The organism is Clostridium senegalense JC122, from assembly GCF_000285575.1.
In the GTDB taxonomy this organism is placed as follows: domain Bacteria; phylum Bacillota; class Clostridia; order Clostridiales; family Clostridiaceae; genus Clostridium_J; species Clostridium_J senegalense.
In genome coordinates this window covers 1,414,727-1,436,322 of record NZ_HE611050.1, presented here as the reverse complement: position 1 = coordinate 1,436,322, position 21,596 = coordinate 1,414,727, and the positions used below count along the sequence as shown (strand labels likewise).

General features: G+C 28.1%; 16 protein-coding genes and 1 pseudogene. 15 read left to right on the top strand and 2 right to left on the bottom strand.

Annotated features, from left to right (window positions below; genetic code table 11):
- Positions 1–156: 156 nt before the first annotated feature.
- The 6 genes and pseudogenes from CSGHG_RS07180 to CSGHG_RS07155 all read left to right on the top strand — a co-directional run bounded on the left by CSGHG_RS07180 (position 157) and on the right by CSGHG_RS07155 (position 7,274).
- Complete coding sequence (locus tag CSGHG_RS07180) at positions 157–1,239, top strand: ABC transporter ATP-binding protein (RefSeq protein ID WP_010293746.1); 1,083 nt, start codon at positions 157–159, stop codon at positions 1,237–1,239.
- Positions 1,239–2,135, top strand: a complete 897-nt coding sequence (locus tag CSGHG_RS07175; RefSeq protein ID WP_010293745.1) for an ABC transporter permease — start codon at positions 1,239–1,241, stop codon at positions 2,133–2,135. The genes CSGHG_RS07180 and CSGHG_RS07175 overlap by 1 nt, the downstream gene beginning before the upstream one ends.
- A complete protein-coding gene (locus CSGHG_RS07170) occupies positions 2,136–3,977 on the top strand; it encodes an extracellular solute-binding protein (protein WP_010293744.1) in 1,842 nt (613 codons plus the stop codon).
- A 389-nt stretch (positions 3,978–4,366) separates the two neighbouring features.
- Positions 4,367–5,335 carry an NAD(P)/FAD-dependent oxidoreductase gene (locus CSGHG_RS20170; protein ID WP_010293743.1) on the top strand — a complete coding sequence of 323 codons (969 nt, stop codon included), beginning with the start codon at positions 4,367–4,369 and terminating at the stop codon, positions 5,333–5,335.
- Between the two features lie 237 nt (positions 5,336–5,572).
- Positions 5,573–6,570: pseudogene (gene queG / locus CSGHG_RS20165) on the top strand (tRNA epoxyqueuosine(34) reductase QueG).
- Complete coding sequence (locus CSGHG_RS07155; protein ID WP_010293742.1) at positions 6,570–7,274, top strand: lysophospholipid acyltransferase family protein; 705 nt, start codon at positions 6,570–6,572, stop codon at positions 7,272–7,274. The pseudogene queG and the gene CSGHG_RS07155 overlap by 1 nt, the downstream one beginning before the upstream one ends.
- A 372-nt stretch (positions 7,275–7,646) precedes the next feature.
- Here the strand turns inward: CSGHG_RS07155 and CSGHG_RS07150 are convergent, their stop codons facing one another.
- Positions 7,647–8,288 carry a 4Fe-4S binding protein gene (locus tag CSGHG_RS07150; protein WP_010293738.1) on the bottom strand — a complete coding sequence of 214 codons (642 nt, stop codon included), beginning with the start codon at positions 8,286–8,288 and terminating at the stop codon, positions 7,647–7,649.
- Between the two features lie 622 nt (positions 8,289–8,910).
- On the opposite strand from CSGHG_RS07150, the gene CSGHG_RS07145 reads away from it, so the two are divergent.
- The 3 genes from CSGHG_RS07145 to CSGHG_RS20160 all read left to right on the top strand — a co-directional run bounded on the left by CSGHG_RS07145 (position 8,911) and on the right by CSGHG_RS20160 (position 11,567).
- A complete protein-coding gene (locus tag CSGHG_RS07145; RefSeq protein ID WP_010293737.1) occupies positions 8,911–10,101 on the top strand; it encodes a glycine C-acetyltransferase in 1,191 nt (396 codons plus the stop codon).
- Between the two features lie 50 nt (positions 10,102–10,151).
- Positions 10,152–11,102: an L-threonine 3-dehydrogenase gene (locus CSGHG_RS07140; RefSeq protein WP_010293736.1), complete on the top strand. Its 951-nt coding sequence runs from the start codon at positions 10,152–10,154 to the stop codon at positions 11,100–11,102.
- 66 nt (positions 11,103–11,168) lie between these two features.
- Entirely contained in the window at positions 11,169–11,567 is a 399-nt protein-coding gene (locus CSGHG_RS20160; protein WP_010293734.1) for a hypothetical protein, read from the top strand.
- A 280-nt stretch (positions 11,568–11,847) separates the two neighbouring features.
- Here the strand turns inward: CSGHG_RS20160 and CSGHG_RS20155 are convergent, their stop codons facing one another.
- Positions 11,848–12,180 carry a tetratricopeptide repeat protein gene (locus CSGHG_RS20155; protein ID WP_155844740.1) on the bottom strand — a complete coding sequence of 111 codons (333 nt, stop codon included), beginning with the start codon at positions 12,178–12,180 and terminating at the stop codon, positions 11,848–11,850.
- Positions 12,181–12,595: 415 nt separating this feature from the next.
- Here CSGHG_RS20155 and kdpF point away from each other — a divergent pair, with 415 nt between their 5' ends.
- The 6 genes from kdpF (at position 12,596) to CSGHG_RS07100 (ending at position 21,026) form a co-directional block, all read left to right on the top strand.
- A complete protein-coding gene (gene kdpF, locus CSGHG_RS25055; RefSeq protein WP_081496272.1) occupies positions 12,596–12,673 on the top strand; it encodes a K(+)-transporting ATPase subunit F in 78 nt (25 codons plus the stop codon).
- A 21-nt stretch (positions 12,674–12,694) separates the two neighbouring features.
- Entirely contained in the window at positions 12,695–14,371 is a 1,677-nt protein-coding gene (gene kdpA, locus CSGHG_RS07120) for a potassium-transporting ATPase subunit KdpA (protein WP_010293732.1), read from the top strand.
- A gap of 139 nt (positions 14,372–14,510) precedes the next feature.
- Positions 14,511–16,571, top strand: coding sequence for a potassium-transporting ATPase subunit KdpB (gene kdpB, locus CSGHG_RS07115; RefSeq protein ID WP_010293731.1), 2,061 nt, complete (start codon positions 14,511–14,513; stop codon positions 16,569–16,571).
- A gap of 247 nt (positions 16,572–16,818) precedes the next feature.
- A complete protein-coding gene (kdpC, locus tag CSGHG_RS07110) occupies positions 16,819–17,418 on the top strand; it encodes a potassium-transporting ATPase subunit KdpC (RefSeq protein ID WP_010293730.1) in 600 nt (199 codons plus the stop codon).
- A 189-nt stretch (positions 17,419–17,607) separates the two neighbouring features.
- On the top strand, positions 17,608–20,298 hold the full coding sequence (locus CSGHG_RS07105) for a sensor histidine kinase (RefSeq protein WP_010293729.1): 2,691 nt from the start codon (positions 17,608–17,610) through the stop codon (positions 20,296–20,298).
- 29 nt (positions 20,299–20,327) lie between these two features.
- A complete protein-coding gene (locus tag CSGHG_RS07100; RefSeq protein WP_010293727.1) occupies positions 20,328–21,026 on the top strand; it encodes a response regulator in 699 nt (232 codons plus the stop codon).
- Positions 21,027–21,596 lie beyond the last annotated feature (570 nt).

Below are 21,596 nucleotides of genomic sequence, written 5' to 3'. Positions count from 1 at the left end.
GCTGAATAAGTTATGAGTACTAATATCCCCTGCAATAAAAATGCAAGGGATTTTTATTTTGTTAAGAATTAGGTATATTAAGGAAAAAGTGTTATTTCCGGTATATTCCTTAAAAAATATATAAATGAAAAATATTAGAAAGCAGGGGTGATTTTCTTGATTGATGTAATGGTTCAATTAAAAGGAATAAGCAAAGGATTTTTAGAAAGCGATTTTTTGGCAGTGGATAATATCTCCTTAAATATAAGAAAGGGTGAATTTCTAACTGTTCTAGGACCTAGTGGCTGTGGCAAAACTACTACACTAAGAATGATAGCAGGATTTGAAAATCCTACAAAAGGTGAGATTTTTATAGACGGAGAGGAAATTTCAAAAGTACCACCATATAAGAGATGTGTAAATACAGTTTTTCAAAGTTATGCACTATTTCCACATATGAACATTTATGAAAATATAGCATTTGGACTAAGAGTTAAAAATGTAAAAGATAGTGAAGTGAAAGAAAAAGTGCATGAAATGCTGAAAATGGTTCAACTTGAAGGCTTTGAAAAAAGGATGCCTAGCGAACTTTCAGGAGGTCAAAAACAAAGGGTTGCAATAGCAAGAGCGGTAATAAATAATCCGAAAGTATTACTTTTAGATGAACCTTTAGGAGCTTTAGATTTAAAGTTAAGAAAACAAATGCAGCTTGAATTAAAACAGCTTCAAAGAAAACTTGGAATAACATTTATATATGTTACTCATGACCAAGAAGAAGCGCTAACAATGTCAGATAGGATAGTAGTAATGAACAATGGTGTTATAGAACATGTGGGAACACCTTCAGAAATTTATGAAAAACCTAGAACAAAATTTGTGGCAAACTTCATTGGTGAAACGAATTTATTTGAGGGAACTGTGTTAGAAAGAGGCGAAGAATTATATCTTGTAGATAACAAATTTGGAGAAGATATTCTCATAGGACACACTGAGAATTCTATTACAGAGGAAATTTGTTTAGCTATTAGACCAGAAAGAATAAAACTTTCTAACAATATAGATAATGGAATGGTCGGAATAAAAGTAAAAGTAAAAGAAAGAATTTATAATGGTTCTGTAATAAAAACTGTTGTTACAACTGAAAATGGAACAGAGTTTATTGTAGCAGAGCCTATAAGTCAAGTTTATTCATTAGAAGAGCAGAATAAACCACATATATTTGCTATATGGAATCCTAAACATGCAGTGGTGGTTCAATAATGTTAAAGAAAACAAAGGAAGTTAATAAGCTTCACAAAAATAGAAATAAACTAAAATCACTATTAGCTACAGTAGGACCCGTAACTTTGTGGTTAGTGACTTTTTTTGTTGTGCCACTTACAATTGTATTTTTGTTTAGTTTTCTATCAAGAGGTGAATACGGAGAAGTTCAATTACCTTTAACAATAGAAAATTATAAAAGACTGTTATCGCCAATATATTTACAAATACTTTGGAAAACAGTTTTAATAGGAATTTTAACAACTGTTGGATGTTTAATTATAGGGTATCCATTTGCATATTTTATTGGAAGAGCGAAAAAAAAGTATAGGTCTATATTATTACTTTTAGTAATATTACCATTTTGGACAAATTCATTAGTTCGTACTTATGCATGGATAATACTTTTAAGGACAGAAGGGGTAATAAATACATTATTACTAAGGATTGGAATGATATCATCACCAATCCAAATGTTATATACTGACGGAGCTGTACTTTTAGGTATGGTATATATTATGTTACCTTTTATGATACTTCCTATATATACATCAATTGAAAAATTAGATATGAGTTATATAGAAGCAGCTAGTGATTTAGGAGCATCACCAGTTAAAACTTTTAAAGATGTAACATTACCGCTTACAAAACCAGGAATAATAGCTGGATGTATGCTAGTGTTTATACCAACTTTAGGATATTTCTTTATTTCTGACTTGATGGGTGGAAGTAAAACAATGTTAATATCTAATTTGATAAAAAATCAGTTTTTAACATCTAGAGATTGGCCTTTTGGAGCAGCTATAGCAGTAGTATTAATATTACTTATGTTAATAGCAATAGGACTATATTTTAAAGCAACAAAAGGTAAAAATGCCTCTAAGGAGGTTTTATAAATGAAAAACAAAATAAGTATAATATCAAAAATATATACTACATTAATATATATGTTCTTATACTTACCAATTGTAGTACTTATAGTATTTTCTTTTAATAGCTCAAAATTAAATGCTACATGGACAGGTTTTACACTAGACTGGTATAAGAAGTTAATTACAAATGATCAGATATTAATGGCACTAAAGAACAGTTTAATAATAGGATTCATAAGTACTTTTTTTGCTGTTATAATAGGGACTTTAGCTGCTATTGGAATGTATAGATATAAGTTTAAGGGCAAAAAGGCTATAGAGGGACTTTTATATGTTCCTGTAGTTATTCCTGAAATAGTAATGGGAATATCAATGCTTGTATTTTTCTCTATGTTAAATTTAGAAGCAGGATTAACAACACTAATATTATCTCATATAACATTTTGTATCGGATACGTAGTAGTTGTTGTAAGAGCAAGATTAGAAGGATTTGATAATTCTATAGAAGAAGCAGCATTAGACTTAGGTGCTACGCCTTGGCAAACATTAACTAAAGTAACTTTACCTATAATATCACCAGGAATAATAGCAGGAGGATTACTTGCATTTACACTTTCTTTAGATGATGTAATAATAAGTTTCTTTGCAGCAGGTCCTGAAAGTAATACATTACCATTAAAAATATTTTCTATGGTTAAATTTGGTGTAACACCAGAAATAAATGCATTATCTACTGTAATGATGGTATTTACATTAACTATAGTTATAGTTGCTGAAGGTATTAGAAGAAATGTATTAAAGAATAAAAAAATAAAGAAAGTTATAACATTTATTGCTATAGTACTAGTAATTTTTGGAGCTGGTTTTACAATGTTTTCAGGTAAAACAGTTACGCCAAAAGAAACTTTAAACATATTTACCTGGTCAGAATTTTTGCCTGAGTCTGTAGTAGAAGAGTTTGAAAGAGAATATAATGTAAACGTAAATTACATGACATTTTCATCAAATGAAGAAATGCTTGCAAAGCTTATGGGTGGAAATGTTCCATACGATTTAATAATAACAAGTGATTATGCAATTGAGGTTATGATAAAACAAAATTTAGTACAAGAATTAGACAAAAGTAATATACCTAATATGTCTAATATAGATAACAATGTATTGAATTTAGATTTTGATCCAGGCAATAAATATAGTTTTCCATATATGTGGGGTGGAAATTATATAGTTGTGGACAGAAGCAAAATAGATAAAGATATTACATCTTTTGAAGATATGTGGGATTCACAGTTTAAAAATTCTATGGTAGTTTTAGATGATCCAAGGGTTATGATAGGAGTGGCACTTCAAAAAAATGGCTACTCTATAAACACTAAAAATCCACAAGAATTAGAAAAGGCGAAACAAGACTTAGTAAAATTAATGCCAAATATAAAGGCTTTTGATAGTGAATCACCAAAAACACTATTAATAAATGGAGAAGCCTCAATAGGATATGTTTGGGGAACAGAAGCATATCTTGCTAAGTTAGAAAATCCTAATTTAGAAACAATACTTACAAAAGAAGGTGTTGTTCCACAATATGATAACTTTGTAGTTCCTAAAACAGCAAAAAATAAAGCATTGGCTGAAAAGTTTATAAATTATATATACGATCCACAAGTAAGTTTACAAGTTTCAGAAGAGTTTCCATATGCAAATCCTAATAAAGAAGCTCAAAAACTTATGTCAAAAGAAAAGCTTGAAGATATAGCTGTCTATCCACCAAGAGAGGCAGTAGAAAAAAATGAGTTAATAAAAGATGTAGGTGAATCAACTAAACTTTATGATGAAATATGGACGCAAATAAAAAATAGTAAAAAATAAAAATATATTTTGTTTAACACTTTATTTTATAAGAATTAGTAGCTTTCAAATTATGAATTTGAAGCTACTATTTTTTAAGTTTTCTTTAATAATCATTAATATAAACATATTTATTAAATTTTCTATATTAGAATTTTAAAAATTTAAGTTGTTAAATATTAAATCCTTTAACCTATTAAGTGGAAGAGATTAAATATATATATTATAATTAATGTATATATTTAATCTTAAGTTTGAAATTCTATAGGGAAACAAGCTCCAAGTTTGGGAATGGATAACTATCAATTCTTCAATAATATAGTTTTATTTATATGAAAATATTTTATTTAATAAGGTATAAATTATAACTGTATAGTAACTTAGTTATTTATAATTATAGAGGTGATTTTGTGAGGGAATACGATTTAATAGTAGTAGGTGGTGGCATTAGTGGAATAACTGCTGCATTAACTGCAAAAGAAAATGGTGTAGAGAATATTTTAATTCTAGATAGAGAATTTGAACTTGGGGGAATTTTAAATTGTTGTGTTCATAGTGGATTTAAAAATAAATATTCTGATGAGGTATTAACAGCTCCAGAATATATATATTTATTACAAACAAAGATAGAAGAATATAATATAGATTATAAAACATTAACAAATGTTATAGAGATAGATAAAAGTGATAAGATTATAGCTATAAGTCCAGAAGGAATATTAAATTTTAAAAGCAAAGCAATTATATTAGCAATGGGTTGTAGAGAACGTCCATTAGGATATAAAAATATACTAAGTCATAGATGTGCAGGAATAATTGGTGCAGTTTCAACATTGAAATTAATTAATAATAAAGGAATACTTCCAGGAAAAAATGTTATTATATTAGGTTCAGAAGATACAGCTATATTTGCAGCAAGAAGCTTGATTTTAGAAGGTGCAAATGTAAAAGGTATAATAGAAACAACTAATAAAATAAAAGCAGTTAGTAAAGAAGCTAAAACTTTTATAAAAGATTTTAATATAAACATAATGACAAATACAAGAGTAACGAAAGTTATTGGTAAAGGACGAGTAGAAAGCGTTCAAATAACTAAACTTAACGATAATAAAAAACCAATAAAAGACACAGAAAAATTAGTGGATTGTGATACATTAATATTATCTATATATATGAAGCCAGAATCTTTAATAGCAGAGAAAATTGGAATTAAAACTAAAGAATTTGGCGAAATAATAGTAGATAAAAGTATGCAAACTTCTGCAAAAGGAATTTTTGCTTGTGGCACTGTAACAACAGGATATGAAACAATGGATAAAGTAATAAAAAATAGTGAAAAAACAGCACATGCTGCTTTAGAATATTTAAATAGTTTATAGATTATATAGGGAAACAAGCTCCAATTTAAGTTTATTCAACAATCTTAAAATATTTTTACACAAGATGTAGTGTTGAATTCTAAGTGATTCGGAGCATGTCTCACTATTTTGGGTATCCAAGTTTTGGAATGGATAATTTTAAAAGTCAACTTGGAACCATATATAAGTTTAAAATGGAACTTAAACTCTTAATTATTCACTATTAACTTTTAACTAAATTAAGGATAGGTTAATTTTATGAATGATAAAATAAAAAAAGATTTAAAAAAATATATAAACTCTATAGGAATAGAACTAGTAGGTATAACAGACTGTAGAGTTTTTAATGAACTAAAAGAATACTATACTTATAGAAAAAACAATGGTTTTTATGTGGAATTTGAAGAAGAAGATATAGAAAAAAAGATAAATCCATTTAGTCTTATGGAAAATGGTAAGAGTATAATATCTATTGCTGTTCCCTATTGCTATAAAGAAAGTGAAGGAAGTAAATATTTTTCTAAATATACACAGGGTAAAGATTATCATGAAGTAGTTAAAAGTTATCTACAATTGATATGTGATTATCTAAAGAGTATGGGGATAGATTCTAAAGGGTTTGTGGATAATAATCCATTACCAGAAAGATATATAGCATATCTTTCTGGCTTGGGTTTTGTAGGGAAAAACAATACATTTATAACTGAAAAATATGGGTCCTATGTATTTTTAGGAGAAGTTATAATAAATTTAAAGTTAGAACCAGACACACCTATAAGTAAAGATTGTGGAAGGTGTGAATTATGTTTAAAAGCATGTCCAACTAAAACATTAGAAAAAAATAAAATAGATAATAATTTTAATAAATGTTTATCATACATAACTCAAAAAAACATTTATCAAAGGATGAATTAAGATATATTGAAGGAAAAATTTTTGGTTGTGATATTTGTCAAAATGTATGTCCTTACAACAAAGAAATACAATATTCTAATATAGATGAATTTAAACCCTTTGATTTTTTTAAGAATGATAGTTTATTAGATATTATAAATTTAAATAATAGTGATTTTAAAAATAAATATAAGAATTGTAGCTGTGGATGGAGAGGAAAAAATACATTAATACGAAATGCAATGGTTACATATAAAAGTATAAAAAATAAAGACATAGATAACATATATAAAACTATAAACTCCCCATACATAAAGGATTATTATGATAAAATATTTAAAAATGAGAAAGGTGAAAAATAATGAGTATAAAAAGCCAAATGACTATTGTAGGCAAATTACCAAAACCATTAAGAAGTAAGGTAATAAGAAAAAAAGTAAATGAGTATATAGATAAATATGCCAACTTAAAAGTAGAAGGTAAAGAAAACTTAAAAGGCGTAGAAGGTCCTATAATATTTATATCTAATCATTTAAGTAATTCAGATGGTATATTTATAAATAATGAATTAGAAGAGTATAAACCTGTTTTTGTAGCAGGTGAAAAACTAAGTCATAATAAATTTACAAGCTTAATTTTAGAATTAATAGAGTGCGTTATGATAAAGCCTAATTCTGCGGATAAGGATGCGATAGCAGCTGTAATAAATAAATTAAAATCAGGAAGAAATATAATGATTTTCCCAGAAGGAACAAGAAGTAGAGATGGTAAAATGATAGAAGCTAAAAAAGGTATAATACTAATAGCTAAATTAACTAAAGCAACAATAGTTCCAATAGGGCTTACAGATACAGAAAAGTTTTTACCTATAAATCCAGAAGGCTCAATGGAAGAAGAAAAAATTTGCAGTGCTAATGTAACAATGAAAATAGGAAAACCATTCAAATTACCAGCTAAAACTAAAGAGGAAACACGAGAAGAATATCATACTCGAGCTATGTGGGAAATAATGACTTCTATATCAAAATTATTACCAGAAGAATATAGAGGGTATTACTCATTATAGTTAAAAATTAAAATTAAAAATTAATAATTTAAGATGAAACTTAAGTCCAGTTTCTTTTAATTTAATAATATGATTTGCTTTGCAAATTTATATAAAATAGAAAAAGTTCCGTTAGAATTATTAGGAATATAGTGAGTAGTAATTATATTATAACTATATAAAAAAACATAGCTAAATTTTATTTTAGCTATGTTTTTTATTAAGCTGTATATTATAGGGTTCCAAGTTTACTCTTTAAATTATCTATTTCAAAATTTGGATACCCCAAATAGTGGGACATGCTCCGAATTATTTAAAATTCAACACTATATTTTGTATGAAAATATTTTAAAGTTATTAAATAAATTTAAATTGGAGCTTGTCTCTCTATAACTATAAGTTAGTATCTAAATTTATACTTTTTTTAGGGCAAGCATATACACATTCATTACAGTGTATACATTCTGTATTTGTTATATGTGAATTCTTATATTCCTTTGCTGATATGCCCATTGGACATTTTTTAGCACAAAGGTTACATCCTACACAAGAACTATCTACCTTAAGGGCTACATTTTTTCCACGTACTTTAGCAACTAAAGAAGATAAAGTTCCCATTGGACAGAAGTTGCACCAAGTTCTGTGAGAATAAAACATACTTAAAATTATTCCAACAATACTTGTTATAACAATAATTCTATAGAAAACCATGCCGATACCAGCTGGATTCCCCCAGTTTTGTTTAACGCCCATTGAAAACATTCCTATAAGGAAAAATACCATGAAAGTTCTAAGTATAGTACTTTTAAAAAATTTAGGTACTTCTTTTTTAGGTGAAACTTTTTTCATAATGTTATCATAGAAGTTACCACGTGGACAAAAGTTCCCGCACCAAAATCTACCTTTGCCTAGTAAAGCTAAAATAACTGGAGCTATCATACAAATTACTGCAATGCTAGCTAATGCCATATTAAACAATGAAAGTACTAAAAATGCTAAAAATATAATGTAACCATATTTTTTATAAAAATTCATTCAATCTACCCCTTCTTATGTGTTATTTTAAATCCTAAAATTATTATTATGTTTTAAAAAAAATATATATTCTATGTGTGAGTTCTATATCATTATATCTATATATTACGATATAGTCAATGATAAAAGTAAGATATTTTATTGGTAAATAATTCTTAATTGATTTATTTGAATTTAGAATAAATTTATTAAGAGGTAATGAATTTTAAATATTTTATGAGAATATAAAATTAAATATAAAAAAAATATAAAATAAATGGTTTAAAAGAAAAAATAATTTAAAAATTAAAACTATTCAAAAAATAAAGAAGGAGTTCCTAAAAAAATGTAGAAAATCATAAATGATTAATAATAAATATTAGCTTGTCTATTTGAATTATTAATTAATAAATATATAATATGAAAATAAAATTTATAGATTTAATTTATACAGAAAGTATACGAAAATTCAAAGGATTTTTTACCTATATATTTTGTTTTCAATACGTGTATTTAGAAATATTAATTAACTAAGAGTTTTTTATGAAATATAAACTCAAAAATTAAAACATGCATTTAATTTATAAATTAATAATATAAATTAAAACTAAATTTAAAAAAGTTAAGTATTGGAGGGTTAAAAATGGGAAGTAAAGCGTTATCAAGTTTTTTAAAAACAAATTTACAAGACTTAAAAAGTAAAGGTTTATATAATGAAATAAATGTAATAAATGGATCTAATGGACCTATTATCAATATAGGAGGAAAGGAATTAATAAATCTTTCTTCTAATAACTACTTAGGTCTTGCAACAGACCCTAGAATGATTAATGCCACAATAAAAGCAACTGAAAAATATGGTGCAGGTGCAGGTGCAGTTAGAACTATAAATGGAACATTAGATATACATGTTGAACTAGAAGAAAAATTAGCTAAATTTAAACATACAGAAGCAGCTATAGCATTTCAATCAGGATTTAATTGCAACATGGCTGCTATATCAGCAGTTATGAATAAAAAAGATGCTATACTTTCTGATGCCTTAAATCATGCATCAATAATAGATGGATGTAGATTATCAGGTGCAAAAATCATAAGAGTAAATCATTCAGATATGGTTGATTTAAGAGAAAAAGCAAAGGAAGCAAAAGAGTCAGGACTTTATGAAAAAATAATGGTTATAACAGATGGTGTATTTTCTATGGATGGTGACATAGCAAAACTTCCTGAAATAGTTGAAATAGCAGAAGAATTTGATTTGATAACTTATGTTGATGATGCTCATGGCTCAGGGGTTCTAGGTGAAGGTGCAGGAACAGTTAAGCACTTTGGATTATCAGATAAGATAGATTTCCAAATAGGAACATTATCTAAAGCAATAGGTGTTGTAGGTGGTTATGTAGCAGGATCTAAAGATTTAATCGATTGGTTAAAGGTTAGAGGAAGACCATTTTTATTCTCAACATCACTTACTCCAGGAGCATCAGGAGCTTGTATAGAAGCTATAAATATATTAACTGAAAGCACAGAACTTAATGATAAACTATGGGAAAATGGAAACTATTTAAAGAAAGGTCTAAAGGGACTTGGATTTAATATAGGAAATAGTGAAACACCAATAACACCTTGTATAATAGGTGAAGCTGATAAAGCTCAAGAATTTAGTAAAAAATTATACGAGGAAGGTGTATATGCAAAATCAATAGTATTCCCAACAGTACCATTAGGAACAGCAAGAGTAAGAAATATGCCAACAGCAGCACATACAAAGGAAATGCTTGATAAAGCAATTGCTATATACGAAAAAGTAGGAAAAGAAATGGGAATAATTTAAGTTAAGAAGAAAATAAAAGATATACTAACAAAAAATAGGGGGCACAAATTATGAAGAAAATTTTGGTCACAGGATGTTTAGGTCAAATAGGAACAGAACTTGTAACAGAGTTAAGAAAGAGATATGGAAAAGATAATGTAGTTGCAAGTGATATTAGAAAACCTGAAGGCAATGCTATTGTAGAAGGTGGAATATTTGAAATAATAGATGTACTTGATAAAGAAAAAATGCTTCAAGTTGCTAAAAAATATGAGGTTGATACTATAGTTCATTTAGCAGCATTACTTTCAGCAGTTGCAGAAGCAAAACCTCAACTTGCATGGAATATAAATATGGGTGGACTTGTAAATGCGTTAGAAGTAGCTAGGGAATTAAATTGTAAGTTCTTTACACCAAGTTCTATAGGTGCCTTTGGACCAGATACACCAAAAGATAGTACTCCACAAGACACAATACAAAGACCAAAAACTATGTATGGAGTAACTAAAGTTTCAGGCGAATTGTTATGTGATTATTACCATACTAAATTTGGTGTAGATACTAGAGGAGTAAGGTTCCCAGGATTAATATCTTATGTAGCTCCTCCAGGAGGCGGTACAACAGATTACGCTGTAGACATTTATTATGAAGCATTAAAAAATGGTAAATATACTTCATATATAGATAAAGGAACTTATATGGATATGATGTATATGCCAGATGCAATAAATGCAATAATAACTCTTATGGAAGCAGATTCTTCAAAATTAAAGCATAGAAATGCATTCAATATAACAGCTATGAGTTTTGAACCAAGTGAAATAGCAGCAGAGATAAAAAAACACATACCTGAATTTGAAATAGAATTTAAGCCAGATCCGATAAGACAAGCAATAGCAAATTCTTGGCCAAATTCAATAGATTGTACTTGTGCTAAAGAAGAATGGGGATTCAAGGCAGAATATGATTTAGCTAAAATGACAAAAGATATGCTAGAAAAACTGAAAGAAAAAGAAGTCTAATAAATTGTCATATTGATTTTAAGATTAGAATAATATATATTAATCAAGCAATACGAGGGAATTTTAATGGGCTATAATGATTTTCAAGGAATGGATCCACAAACATTTATAGTTATTGCAGAAATGATAGGTAATTTCATAGGTGGAGATACTCCATTTAATGTTCAAAATGCAATAGGAAATTGGTTAATGTTAATCGGCCAGGCAATAGTAACATACAATGCTCAGCAACAATATTTTGAAGGTGGACCGGGAAGGTGTTTTGATTGCAATAACTTTAATATAAATAATCCTGATGTTAATCAAGAGAATAATAATGTTAATCAAAATAATAATAATGTTAATCAGAGTGATAATGGAAAAAATTATGATGAAGAACTTATTATGATTACTAAAAAAATAAATGAATTAACATTAGAGATAACAAAATTAAAGAAAGAAATTGAATTGATAAAAAAAGATTAATCAATAAATTCCTATTTAAATTATTATAGCTTTGTAATATAGTAAATAAGCTTTTAAAAGAATTTATAAAATTGATTATTATAATTAAATAAAAATATAATCTTAAAAAGATAAAGAGGGAACTTAAAGTTCCCTCTTTTCTTTGGTATCTGATGAGATTTTCTTTAGTTTCTTACTGAAATAATCTTTTGTAAAAATAAGATTTTCAAATCGTTTCAATATTTATTATGGATAAAAAACATAAAAATATACATTATATTTTATAATTTAATAAATAAATTTAAACTCCAACTTGAAGTTGCATGGTTTCTCCAAAATCAATTTTTTCTAAATCAAATACATAATAAAAAGATGTTATTCGTTTTAAGTTATTATCTGAAGCTTTAAAAGTTGGCTCTAAAGAATAGGCTGCCCTATAATGATTATTAGCAAGCTCGAGATTACCATTGATTTCTTCGATAATACCAAGTAAATTATGTGGCTTAGCTGAAGTATCATCTTCAGACATGGCTAGGTGTATATATTCAGTTGCTTTAAGAAAATTTTCATTTTTAATTTCAATAATAGCTTTTTTAATTAAATCATCAAATCTCATATAGTTCTCACCTTTCAAAACATATTTATCATATTTAAATTAATGAATAATAAAAGTTTATCCTGTAATAAGTAAATTTTAGCAACTTTAACATGAAGATAGGATTAAGAAATTACCAATTAGTATAAAGAAAGTATAAATATTTAATCTGAATTTTAGTTAATTTATAATCTTTATACAATCTTTATATAGCATAAGAAATCTTAATGCTAATTTTATATAGGCAGTGCTAATATAAAATCCATAGAGAAATTTACATACTGAAAAAAGCTAATATAGTTTTTATCATGTTAACAAAAATTAGTGGAGGAATTAGAAAATGATGGATTTGGTTTTTAGTGCTAGCCTGTTATTAGCATTTTGTTCAATAAGTTTTTTTACAACTTGGTGTAAAAAACAAATTAATAGAAAGTACAAATAAGGAGGAACTTTTATGTGGATTTTAATAATAACATTAGTTCTGTTATTTATATATTTGTTTTACGCACTTTTTAATCCAGAAAAATTTTAAAATCTATTAGGGGGGAGACTTATGGATTGGATTCAAATATTTTTGATTTTATTAGTATTTATTTTATTGATAATACCAATGGGAAAATATCTATATAAAGTAATTACTGGTGAAAAGGCTTTTGGAGATAGGATTTTTAATAAAATAGATAATTTAATTTATAAAATATGTGGAATAGATAAAGATGAAGATATGAATTGGAAACAGTACATCTTGACACTTATAGTAGTAAATGGAGTTATGGTTCTTATTGGATATATCATATTAAGAACTCAAAAATTTCATATCTTAAATCCTAACAATGTAGGAGCAATGAAAGAAGATTTAGCTTTTAACACTATAATAAGTTTTATGACCAATACTAATCTTCAAGATTATGCAGGAGAGTCAGCTCTTTCACACTTTAGTCAAATGGCAGTTATTATTTTCATGATGTTTACATCAGCAGCTACAGGATTTGCGGCAGTCGTAGCATTTATGAAAGGTATAACAGGAAAAGCAATGGGTAGTTTTTATGTAAGCTTTGTAAGAGTTATAACAAGGGTGTTATTACCATTATCAATAATAATAGGGCTTGTTTTGGTTTCACAAGGAGTGCCACAAACTTTAAAAGGTATAGAAACAGTAACAACAATAGAGGGTAAAATGCAGGATATAACATTAGGGCCAGTAGCAGCATTAGAATCTATAAAACATCTTGGAACAAATGGTGGTGGTTTTTTTGCATCTAACTCAGCACATCCTTTTGAGAATCCTACAATTATAAGTAATACAATAGAAATGTTATCGATGATGCTTATACCCGGAGCATTAATATATACTTTTGGATTAATGCTAAAAAACAAAAAACAAGGATTTGCAATATTTTTAGCAATGTCAATAATATTCATTTTAGGATTAGTAATCTGTTATAAATCAGAAATGGCAGGTAATCCAGCATTATCCCAAATAGGTTTAAATCAGTCTATGGGGAATATGGAAGGGAAAGAGGTAAGATTTGGTGTAGGTCAATCTACTTTGTTCACTACAATAACAACATCTTTTACAACCGGTAGTGTAAATAATATGCATGATTCATTAATGCCATTAAGTGGTGCAGTAGCACTTATGAATATGATGCTTAATGTTGTTTTTGGTGGTGAAGGCGTTGGATTTATGAATGTAATTATGTACGCAATACTTGCAGTATTTTTATGTGGACTTATGGTTGGAAGAACACCAGAGTTTTTATCAAAAAAAATAGAGGGAAAAGAAATTAAATTAATAGCATTAGCTATAATGATACATCCATTTTTAATATTAATTTCTTCAGCTTTAGCATTTATAACATCAAGTGGAGTTTCAGCCATATCGAATCCATCATTTCATGGATTAACACAGGTAATTTATCAGTTTGCATCTTCTGCAGCTAATAATGGTTCTGGGTTTGAAGGATTAGTTGATAATACACCATTTTGGAATGTCATAGCAGGAGTAGTAATGTTTTATGGAAGGTATTTATCTATGGCAATACTACTTGCAGTATCAGGTTCTTTGTTAGCTAAAAAACCGGTAAATGTGAGTTTAGGAACTTTAAGAACAGATGGAGTTGCTTTTTCTATAACATTAGTGTTTATCATACTGATAATAGGAGCACTTACATTTTTGCCAGCATTAGCATTAGGACCAATAACTGAACATTTAAATCTTTGGTATTAATGTTGAAATGTAATTTTGGGACCTATATAGGAAAACAAGTTAATATCTAAGTTTATTCGTTAAGTTTTCTCACATGATAAATGAATAACTTTAGAATTTAGTTTACAACTCTATATAAGTTATGAAAGGACTTGTAATTATGGATAGTAAAGAGAAAAAATCTAAATTTATAACAAAGGATATTTTTAAAAGCTCTATAATTCAAGCTTTTAAGAAATTAAATCCTAAATATATGATGAAAAATCCAGTTATGTTTGTAGTAGAAATAGGATTTGTTATATCAGTATTATTAACAGCTTTTCCAAATTTATTTGGAGATAGTGGAAATAATCTTAGAATGTACAATGGTATAGTTTCAGTGATTTTATTAATAACAGTTCTTTTTGCAAATTTTGCAGAATCTGTAGCGGAAGGTCGTGGAAAAGCACAAGCGCAAGCATTGAAGAAAACTCGTAAAGATACTACAGCAAAGCTGTTAGATGATAAGGGCACAGTGAAAGTTATAAGTGCTTGCGACTTAAAAAAAGGAGATATAGTATTAGTTGAAAATGGAGATATAATTCCAAGTGATGGAGAAATTATAAAAGGGGTTGCATCCGTTGATGAATCAGCTATAACAGGAGAGTCGGCTCCTGTTATAAAAGAAAGTGGTGGAGATTTTTCATCAGTAACAGGTGGAACAAAGGTTGTTAGTGATTGGCTAAAAATAAAAATAACAACATCTTCAGGAGAATCTTTTTTAGATAAAATGATTGCATTAGTAGAAGGCGCATCAAGACAAAAAACTCCTAATGAAATAGCACTTAATACTGTACTAGTAAGTCTTACTTTAATTTTTTTAGTTGTAATTGTAACACTGTATCCTATAGCTAATTATTTAGGAGTTAAACTTCCTATTGCAACACTAATAGCATTAACAGTATGTTTAATACCAACTACAATAGGTGGGCTTTTATCCGCTATAGGTATAGCTGGAATGGATAGAGTTACAAAGTTTAATGTTATAGCAATGTCAGGGAAAGCAGTGGAAGCTTGTGGCGATGTAGATACTATGATATTGGATAAAACAGGTACTATAACTTTTGGAAATAGACTAGCAGCAGATTTTATACCAATAGAAGGTGTAAATAGAAATGAATTAATAAAATATGCGGTAATATGTTCTTTGAAAGATGATACTCCAGAAGGAAAATCAATAGTATCTTTAGGAAATAAATTAGGAATTAAAATTGATGAAAATTTATATAAAAACGTTCAATTTATAGAATTTACAGCTCAAACAAGAATGAGTGGAGTAGATTTAGAAAATGGAATAACTATTAGAAAAGGTGCATTTGAAGCTATAAAAGAAAGGGTAAGTGAATTTGGGGAAACTGTACCAAAAGAAGTAGAGCATATAGTAAATAGAGTTGCAAAGCTAGGGGGAACTCCTTTAGTCGTTGTAGTAGATGAAAAAATTTACGGAGTTATTTATCTTAAAGATACAGTAAAACCTGGTCTAGTAGAAAAATTTGAAAGGCTTAGAGAGATAGGAATAAAAACTGTAATGTGCACAGGGGATAATCCATTAACAGCAGCTACTATAGCAAAAGAAGCTGGAATAGACGGGTTTATTGCAGAGTGCAAACCAGAAGATAAGATAAATGCAATAAAAAAAGAACAAGAAGAAGGAAAAATAGTAGCAATGACTGGTGACGGAACAAATGATGCACCAGCATTAGCTCAAGCAGACGTAGGACTTGCAATGAATAGTGGAACAATAGCGGCAAAAGAAGCAGCTAACATGGTTGATTTAGATTCAGATCCAACTAAAATACTTGAAGTTGTAGAAATAGGTAAGCAACTCTTAATAACTCGTGGAGCATTAACAACTTTTAGTATTGCTAATGATGTTGCAAAGTATTTTGCTATAATACCAGCAATTTTTACAATAGCTATACCTAAAATGCAAATATTAAATGTTATGAAGCTATCAACACCAAACAGTGCTATATTATCAGCATTAATATTTAATGCGATAATAATTCCAATTCTTATTCCAGTTGCAATGAAAGGTGTAAAGTATAAGCCAATGAAAGCAGAGGCTATGTTATTAAAAAATATGTTGATATTTGGATTAGGTGGAATAATTGTTCCGTTTTTAGGAATAAAAATTATAGACTTAATGATATCTCCAATAATAACAATTTTAAGTTTATAAGTATTATAGAGAAACAAGCTCCAATTTAAATTTATTCAATAACCTTTAAATATTTTTATACAAAATGAAGTGTTGAATTGTAAGTGATTCGGAGCAGGTCTCACTATTTTAGATATCCAAGTTTTGGAGCGAATAACTTTAAGAGTCAACTTGGAACACTATAACAATTATTTATAGGTAATTTAAAATAGAGAGAATTTTATAGTGATTAATGTATAAATTGTTTAAGGAAGGTGGAATATTTAAAATGAAAGTATTAAAAAAAGCAGTTCTTTTAAGTGTAGTTTTATTAATATTATGTGGATTTATTTATCCGCTGTTACTAACAGGAATAAGCCAACTGGCTTTTAATAAAAAAGCTAATGGAAGTATAATAAAAATAGGAGAAGAAGCAGTAGGGTCAGAATTAATAGGACAGGACTTTACAGATTCTAAATTTTTTAAAGGAAGAATATCCAGTGTAAATTATAATACCTATTCCTCAGATACAGATTATAAGGGACCATCTTCAGGATCAGAAAATTTAGGTGCATCAAATAAACTTTTAACAAAAAGAGTTGAAGAGGATATAGAAAAATTTTTAAAAGAAAACCCAACAGTTAAAAAGGAAGATATCCCTACAGATTTGTTAACGAGTTCAGCATCAGGGTTAGATCCTAATATAACTGTTAAGTCAGCAGAAATCCAAATACCACGTATTTCAAAGGTATCAGGTATAAGTGAAGAAAATCTAAAAAGAATAGTTGAAAAGTCAACAGATAAAAAATTATTAGGAATATTTGGAGAAGAAAAAGTAAATATTCTTAAAGCTAATATAGCAATACAATCAGAACTTAATAAAAAATAGTTTTTGTATATATTAATTAATTAAAAAGAAACTGGAAAACCAGTTTCTTTTTATGTAAAAAATAGTTAATATTATGATTATAATTTAAAGTTTTAGCTTATTTCATTAAAATAAAGGAATATATATATATTAAGTTTTTAATTATAAATATATAAACTAAATTTATAAGGATTGGATGTGAGTTTTAAAATGGATTACGAAAGACCAAATCCAGAGTACCTTTTAAATCAAATAGAAAAAGAAGAAGAGACTTCTAATAGAGGAAAATTAAAAATATTTTTTGGATATGCAGCAGGTGTAGGCAAGACATATTCTATGTTAAGGGAAGCTCATGACTTAAAGGCATTAGGAAAAGATATAGTTATTGGATATATTGAACCTCATGCAAGACCAGAAACTATGAGTCTTATATATGGACTTGAAAATATAAAACCTAAAATAATTAATTATAAAGGAGTAAAAATAAGAGAGTTCAATTTAGATGAAGCGCTACTTAGAAAACCAGAGATAATTTTAGTAGATGAACTTGCCCATACTAATGCAATTGGAGAAAGACATAAAAAAAGATGGCAGGATATAGATGAGTTATTAGACGCAGGAATAGATGTATATACTACATTAAATGTTCAACATATTGAGAGTTTAAATGATGTAGTTGAAGATATAACAAATGTTTTTGTTAGAGAAACAATACCAGATAAAGTGTTTGATGATGCAGATAAAGTAGAGCTAATTGATATAGAGCCAGATGAACTTTTAAATAGATTTTCTGATGGAAAAATTTATAGCAAGGAACAAACTCAAAAGGCTTTTAATAACTTTTTTAAAAAGAGTAATCTTTTTGCATTAAGAGAAATTGCGTTAAGAAGGACCGCAGATAGAGTAAATTATGAGGTTGAAAGTGTAAGACTTTCAAAAGGTCAAATTACAGTACTTGCTACAGTAGAACAAATACTTGCGTGTATTAGTCCTTCACCATCTTCATCTAAAATAATAAGAAGTGCAGCAAGAATGGCTGAGGCTCATCATTGCAAATGGATAGCTATATATGTAGAAAATACAGAATGTGAAAACTTTAGTAAGGAAGAAAAAAAATCTTTAAAAGATAATTTTAACTTAGTAGAAGAATTAGGAGGCGAAATTGTAACTGTTTATGGTGAAGATGTTGTAGAACAAATAATTGAATATGCTAAGTTTAGAAATATAACTAAAATAATAGTTGGTAAAAATCATGTAAAATCAAAAAGTATATTCAAGTTTTTTAAAAAAGATATTTCCCAAAAAATAATAGATTACAATGATTGTATTGACTTATATATAATTCCAAGTTCAAATGAAAAAAAGAATATAAAAAAAGTAAAAGAAAATTCTAAAATAGACTCACAAGATTTAATAAAAGAAGTTTTAAAAGCTAGCTGTATTATGACTATTGCAACAATAATTACTTTGTTTTTTGACTATGCAGGTCTTTCAGAAGCCAATTCTATTATGGTATTTACATTAGGCGTTATATTAATATATATTGTAACTACTGGGCATTTAATAGGAATAATATCTTCAGTAATAGCAGTTATGCTCTTTAATTACTTACTTACTCAGCCACGATTATCGCTACATTTTTATGATAAAAATTATTTAATCACTTTTCCTATTATGTTGATAGTTGCATTTATAATAGGAATGTTAACTAATAAAATACAAAAACAAGCAATTAACTCAGTGGCAAGAGAAAAAAGAACCCAAATTTTATATAGAGTAAGTAAAAAATTATTGAGTGCTAGAGGAACAGCAGATGCTGTATCAATAGGTATAAAATATATATCACGACTTACTAATAGAACTGTTGTATGCTATTTAGTAAATGAAGATACACTTTCAACACCTTTTATATATAAGATTGATGGAAAAGATGGTAATAGTGAAATATTAACAAGAAATGAAGAAGCAGTTGCATATTGGACTCTTCTAAATGATAAAGAATCTGGTTCAGGAACTAATACCTTTTATGGTGCAAAAGGATACTATATACCAGTAAAAGGACATAATAAAGTCTTAGGAGTTATAGGTGTTTCTTGTAGTGAAGGGACATTAGATCCAGAAGAAAAATTTATAGTTGGAACTGTAACTAGTGAAATAGCAATAGCAATAGAGCGTGAGATATTTTTAAAAGAGCAGGAAAACTCAAAGATGGAAATTGAAAGAGAACGATTAAGAAGTAACTTATTAAGAGCTATATCACACGATTTAAGAAGTCCCTTAGCTGGAATAAAAGGTTCCATTGGTACTATAATTGAAAATGGAAAAGATATTTCAGAAGAAACTAAAGGTACACTTCTTCAAGGGGTTTATGAAGATACACAATGGTTAATAAGATTAGTTGAAAATTTACTTAGTATGACAAGGGTAGATGAAGGGAAAATGCAAATTAAAAAAGAAGTGGAATTAGTTGAAGAGGTAATATATGAAGCTATTCAAAGAAGTTCCAAGTACTTTAAAGATAATAAAATTGAAGTTAAGCTTCCTGAAAATATAATATTATTACCTATGGATAGAAACTTAATTCAACAGGTTCTAATAAACCTTATAGATAATGCTGTAAAATTTTCAAAGAAAGACGGTATAATAAATATTAATTTATATGAAAAAGAACAGTATGTGTTTTTTGAAGTAATAGATAATGGTGCAGGAATATCAGAAGATATATTACCATATATTTTTGATAGGTTCTTTACTGATGGGAAAAAGGCTTCTGATTCAAGACGAGGTGTTGGATTAGGACTTGTTATTTGTAAATCTATAGTAGAGGCTCATGGTGGTACAATAAAAGCAATTAATAAAAAAGAAGGTGGAGCTATATTTAAATTTAGTTTACCTAAATAGAAAATAAGTTAATAAAGGGTGGTGTTGATATGGATAATAAACCTTATATACTTGTAATTGAAGATGATAAGCCAATAAGAAATTTTATTACTGCATCTTTGGAAGTTCAAGGATATAAGTATATTGAAACTGATAAGGGATTTGAAGGAATAGCTCTTTCTATGTCACATAATCCAGATCTAATAATACTAGACTTAGGACTGCCAGATATTGATGGACTAGAAGTTATAGAAAAGATAAGGGAATGGACAAAAACCCCTATAATAATTGTTTCAGCGAGAGATAATGAAAGACAAAAGGTAGAAGCATTAGATAGAGGTGCTGATGACTATTTGACAAAGCCCTTTGGAATAAGTGAGTTATTAGCAAGAATAAGAGTATCACTAAGGCACAAACAAACTATGGAAGATAAGAAAGAGGTTATGAAGAGTTTCAAAGTGAAAGACTTAAATGTAGATTTTGAAAAAAGAAAAGTTACAATAGAAGGAAAAGAAATCCATCTAACACCAATAGAATATAAATTGATTTCACTATTATGTAAACATGCAGGAAAAGTTTTAACTCACAATTTCATAATTCATGAGGTTTGGGGCGGAAGTATTGGGAATGAAACACAAACCCTTAGGGTATTCATGGCAAGTTTAAGAAGAAAAATAGAAAAAAATACAATGAATCCAGAATATATTCATACAGAAGTAGGGGTAGGATATAGGCTGGTAGATGATTAAAAATAGTAAGTGGTTGAAACTGGAGTTTAGTTAGTTAAGAGTCCCTATTGTGATGGAGGCAGAACTTTGAGTGATTGCTTGCTTAGTTGAGGTAGAGAGTTTGGAAAAATTGACAATGGACAAAGGACAATTGACAATGATGGAGGAAACTGGGCTGCCAGTTTCTTTCAACTTAAGGGAGTAAAAATTGAGTTTTAGAGACAAAACAAACTAAAACTATATTCAAAATGTACAACCGTAACAAATGGGATAGGCACGAATGGTTTATCTATATAAAAATAAAAATCAGCTCTTTGGATTTAATTACCATAAATAAAAAAGGTTAGCCAGTCCCCAGGTAGCTACTATGTAGCGTAGTTGTTCGGGACTGGCTTTGATGTTTTAGATAGAAGTATAAAATTATGAGAGCATCAAGTGGTAGCGAAGAAAATAAATTTACCGTGCCTGTCCCATTTGTTATGGAGCCAACACCGTAATTTATTACTTATTTAGATTTTGTTAGCAAAACTAGATTTAAAAATACAGTTAGCATTACTGAGAGCATAGCGAATAGTAATAACCACGGACGGC

Bases quoted from the DNA above. Each gene is read 5' to 3' on its own strand.
- CSGHG_RS07175 (WP_010293745.1), top strand. From the start codon at position 1,239: ATGTTAAAGAAAACAAAGGAAGTTAATAAGCTTCACAAAAATAGAAAT.
- CSGHG_RS07170 (WP_010293744.1), top strand. From the start codon at position 2,136: ATGAAAAACAAAATAAGTATAATATCAAAAATATATACTACATTAATA.
- CSGHG_RS07155 (WP_010293742.1), top strand. From the start codon at position 6,570: ATGAGTATAAAAAGCCAAATGACTATTGTAGGCAAATTACCAAAACCA.
- CSGHG_RS07150 (WP_010293738.1), bottom strand. From the start codon at position 8,288: ATGAATTTTTATAAAAAATATGGTTACATTATATTTTTAGCATTTTTA.
- CSGHG_RS07145 (WP_010293737.1), top strand. From the start codon at position 8,911: ATGGGAAGTAAAGCGTTATCAAGTTTTTTAAAAACAAATTTACAAGAC.
- CSGHG_RS07140 (WP_010293736.1), top strand. From the start codon at position 10,152: ATGAAGAAAATTTTGGTCACAGGATGTTTAGGTCAAATAGGAACAGAA.
- CSGHG_RS20160 (WP_010293734.1), top strand. From the start codon at position 11,169: ATGGGCTATAATGATTTTCAAGGAATGGATCCACAAACATTTATAGTT.
- kdpF (WP_081496272.1), top strand. From the start codon at position 12,596: ATGTGGATTTTAATAATAACATTAGTTCTGTTATTTATATATTTGTTT.
- kdpA (WP_010293732.1), top strand. From the start codon at position 12,695: ATGGATTGGATTCAAATATTTTTGATTTTATTAGTATTTATTTTATTG.
- kdpB (WP_010293731.1), top strand. From the start codon at position 14,511: ATGGATAGTAAAGAGAAAAAATCTAAATTTATAACAAAGGATATTTTT.
- kdpC (WP_010293730.1), top strand. From the start codon at position 16,819: ATGAAAGTATTAAAAAAAGCAGTTCTTTTAAGTGTAGTTTTATTAATA.
- CSGHG_RS07105 (WP_010293729.1), top strand. From the start codon at position 17,608: ATGGATTACGAAAGACCAAATCCAGAGTACCTTTTAAATCAAATAGAA.
- CSGHG_RS07100 (WP_010293727.1), top strand. From the start codon at position 20,328: ATGGATAATAAACCTTATATACTTGTAATTGAAGATGATAAGCCAATA.